General features: G+C 73.2%; 3 protein-coding genes. 1 reads left to right on the top strand and 2 read right to left on the bottom strand.

What is annotated here, in order from left to right; all coding sequences use genetic code 11:
• Positions 1-180 precede the first annotated feature (180 nt).
• Positions 181-570 (top strand): phage holin family protein, encoded by a 390-nt coding sequence (locus FV228_RS24315; protein ID WP_147856913.1) that lies wholly within the window; start codon positions 181-183, stop codon positions 568-570.
• Positions 571-610: 40 nt separating this feature from the next.
• On the opposite strand, the gene FV228_RS24310 is transcribed toward FV228_RS24315, so the two are convergent.
• Both FV228_RS24310 and FV228_RS24305 read right to left on the bottom strand, forming a co-directional pair.
• Positions 611-2314, bottom strand: coding sequence for an HWE histidine kinase domain-containing protein (locus FV228_RS24310; protein ID WP_147856912.1), 1704 nt, complete (start codon positions 2312-2314; stop codon positions 611-613).
• 6 nt (positions 2315-2320) lie between these two features.
• Positions 2321-3305 (bottom strand): ATP-binding protein (locus tag FV228_RS24305; RefSeq protein ID WP_147856911.1); only part of this gene is annotated, 985 nt, incomplete at its 5' end.

Below are 3305 nucleotides of genomic sequence, written 5' to 3'. Positions count from 1 at the left end.
GCGCCGGACCGGGATCCCGACGACAGCCGCGACGCCACCCGGGCCGTCGCCCTGGCGGCGCTCGCGACGTTCCTCATCCTCGGCGCCGTGCTGCTGATGCTGTGAGCGTCGGGCCGGAACGCTTGCGCGGGCGGCTCGGTTGGCCCAGGCCCTGACGGTTCGAGAGGATAGACCCGCACCATGCGTCAACGAGCCGACGGCACCCTGGCCCTGCTGGTCGCGGCCCTGCGCGAGAGCGCGACGCATCTGGAATCGCTGCTGAGCCTGGCGCGGGCCGAGATCGACGGCAACGTCCGGGCCATCGTCTCGCTGGTCGCGATCGTCGGCACGATCCCCGTGCTGCTGATCGTCACGTTCTTTCTCGGGCTCGACGGAATCGTGAAGCTGCTCGCCGTGCCGTTCGGCTCCGAGGCGCCGGCGGCGCTGATCGTGGCGACGCCGTTCCTGGTCGCGGCGGTCGCGCTCGGCTGGCTCGGCCTGCGCCGGATGGCGCTGTCGAACCTGGAGCCGTGGCGCACCTGGCGGCAGGTCAAGCAGGACGCCCGCGCGGTGGCGCGGACCCGGGGGTGATCCGGGGCACCCGCCGCCTGCGGGAGGAGGGGGCGCCGCTCTACTGCGTCGGCACCAGGATCGTGCTCGACCCCGGTTCGAGCGGCACGTCCAGATGGCAGCGCAGGCCCCCGGCCTCGAAGGCGAGGTCGACCAGGCCGTCGAGTTCGCGCCGCACGCCGCCGGAGATCAGACGGGTTCCGAAGCCGGCCCGGGCCGGGGGCTGCACCGGCGGGCCGCCGCTCTCCTGCCAGGTGAGGCGCAGGCGCGGCATGCCGCCCTCCGGCGCGGACAGCGACCACGCGACCCGCACGTGCCCCTCCGGCACCGAGAGGGCGCCGTACTTGCCGGCGTTGGTGGTCAACTCGTGGATCGTCATGCCCAGGGCCAGCACGTGCCGGGGGGAGAGCGCGACGTCGGGCCCGTCGAGGGCGATCTGGTCGCTCTCCGTGCGATAGGGACTCAGCTCGCTCTCCAGCACCTCACGCAGGGAGGCGCCGCTCCAGTCTTCGCGGGTCAGGAGATCGTGGGTCTTCGACAGCGCCAGGATCCGCGCCTCGAGGACGCCCTCGGCGCCGCGGGACTGGCGGGCCAGGGCCTGCACCGTGGCCAAGGTGTTCTTCACCCGGTGGTTCAGCTCGTGCAACATCGTCACCTGCTGTTCCTGCAGGGCGCGACCGTGGCGGATCTCGGCGTGCAGCGCGTCGGTGTTGCTCTGGAGCGCGGACGCCATGGCGTCGAGCTTGCCCCCGAGGCGGCCAAACTCCGTCGCACCGCGCAGGCCCGTGCGGGCGGCGAGGTTGCCGACCTGCCAAGCGGCCGCCGTACGAAGCAGGCGGTCGATCGGGCGGCGGATGAACATCCGTCCGGCCAGGAGCGCTGCGGCCAGCGCCAGGACCGCGCCCAGGGCGATCAGCACCAGCCCGCGGCGGGTGGCGGCATCGATATCCGCGAAGGCCGCCGCGCTGTCGCGTCCGACCACGAGGCGCACCCCGGCGAGCGGTCCCTCCGGCATGGCGGTGGCGATGACCCGCGTGCGGCCGTCGAGGCCCTCGTCGATGCGCACCTCGCCGTCACGCGCCGTCCGCATCACGCCGCGCTCCGGCGGGATCGGCTTGCCGATCCAGTCCGCCCCGTCCGGGCGCCGCGCGATGATCAGGCCGTCGCGGTCCGTCACCGTGATGGCCGTCTCGGCCTGGTGCAGGGTCTGCTCCAAATGGTCGGACAGCCAGTCGAGATCGACGGCGGCCAGCAGAAGGCCGGTCGCGGGGCCGTCGGTCGCGTCCCCACCGGCCACGACCCGGGCGAAGTGGATCGAGGGCCGGTTCGAGACGGTCCCCAGCGCGTAGCCGCCGACCGCGAAGCCGCCGGCCTCCAGGGCGCGGTGATGATAGGCGCGCGCGCCGGTCGAGTACGATCCCGGCGTCGAGCCGGCGCTGTCGCAGATCACCGCGCCGGCGGGATCCGTAAGTGCGATCAGGATCACGTGCGGGAGCCGGGCGGCGGACCGCTTCAGGTAGGCTGCGCAGGCGGCGGGGTCGTGTGCCCGCACGGACGGATCCCCGGAGATGAGGTCGAGGGCCTGGCGCATCCGCTCCGACAGCTGGGCGAAATCCTCAGCCGCGCCCCGGACGGTGGCGAGGGCGTCGGCGCGCACCGCCGCATCGCGGCTCGTGCGCAGCGCGACCTCGTTGTAGCCCTGGATCGCCAGCGCCGGGGTGAGCGCCAGCAGCACCAGCAGCAGGATGCGGGTGGTGAGCGACATGGCCGGTCAGTCGAGGCCCGCGATCATCGCCCGCACCCGGGCGGCCAGGGCCTCGACCGGGAACGGCTTGGTCATCATCCGCATGCCGGGTTCGAGGTGGCCGTTGCCGAAGGTCGCGTTCTCGGCGTAGCCGGTGATGAACAGCACCTTCAGGTCCGGCCGGTCCGGGCGGATGGCGTCGACCATCTGCCGGCCGTTGAGGCCGCCGGGCAATCCGACGTCGCTGATCAGCAGGTCGATCCGCCCCGGCGCGCGCAGCAGCGCGAGGCCCGCCTCGGCGTCCGCAGCCTGGAGCGCGGTGTATCCGAGGTCGCCCAGAACCTCGGCGATCAGGTCGCGCACCACCGGGTCGTCCTCCACCACGAGCACCGTGTCGCCGTGCTCGGCCCGGTGCAGCGCGACGAGACCGGATTCCGCCGTCTCGGACGGTGCGACGCCGTGGTGACGCGGCAGATAGAGCTTGACCGTCGTGCCGCAACCCGGCTCCGAGTAGATCCGGACATGTCCCTCGGACTGCTTGGCGAAGCCGTAGATCATCGACAGGCCGAGCCCGGTGCCCTGGCCGAGGGGCTTGGTGGTGAAGAACGGGTCGAACGCCCGGGCGGCGACCTCCGGGCTCATGCCGGTCCCGGTGTCGCTGACGCTGAGGCAGACATACGCCCCCGCGTTCACGCCGGCGTGAACGCGGGTGTAGGCGCGGTCGAGATGGGCGTTGGCGGTCTCGATCACGAGGCGGCCGCCCTCGGGCATCGCGTCCCGGGCGTTGATGGCGAGGTTGAGCAGCGCGTTCTCGAGCTGGTGCGGGTCGCAGAGGGTCAGCCACAGGCCGCCCGCGGTGACGAGTTCGAGGTGGATCCGCTCGCCCAGGGTCCGCCGGAGCAGGTCCTCCATGCCGGTGACCAGCGGGTTGGCGGCGGTCGGCTGCGGCTCCAGCGGCTGGCGCCGGGCGAAGGCGAGGAGGCGGTGGGTCAGCGCCGCGGCGCGGTTGGCC

Origin of the sequence: Methylobacterium sp. WL18 (genome assembly GCF_008040015.1) — a bacterium.
In the GTDB taxonomy this organism is placed as follows: Bacteria; Pseudomonadota; Alphaproteobacteria; order Rhizobiales; family Beijerinckiaceae; genus Methylobacterium; species Methylobacterium mesophilicum.
This window is presented reverse-complemented; position numbering and strand designations above follow the sequence as displayed.

Excerpts from the sequence above, each read along its gene's own strand:
- FV228_RS24315 (WP_147856913.1), top strand. The coding sequence starts at position 181 with ATGCGTCAACGAGCCGACGGCACCCTGGCCCTGCTGGTCGCGGCCCTG.
- FV228_RS24310 (WP_147856912.1), bottom strand. The coding sequence starts at position 2,314 with ATGTCGCTCACCACCCGCATCCTGCTGCTGGTGCTGCTGGCGCTCACC.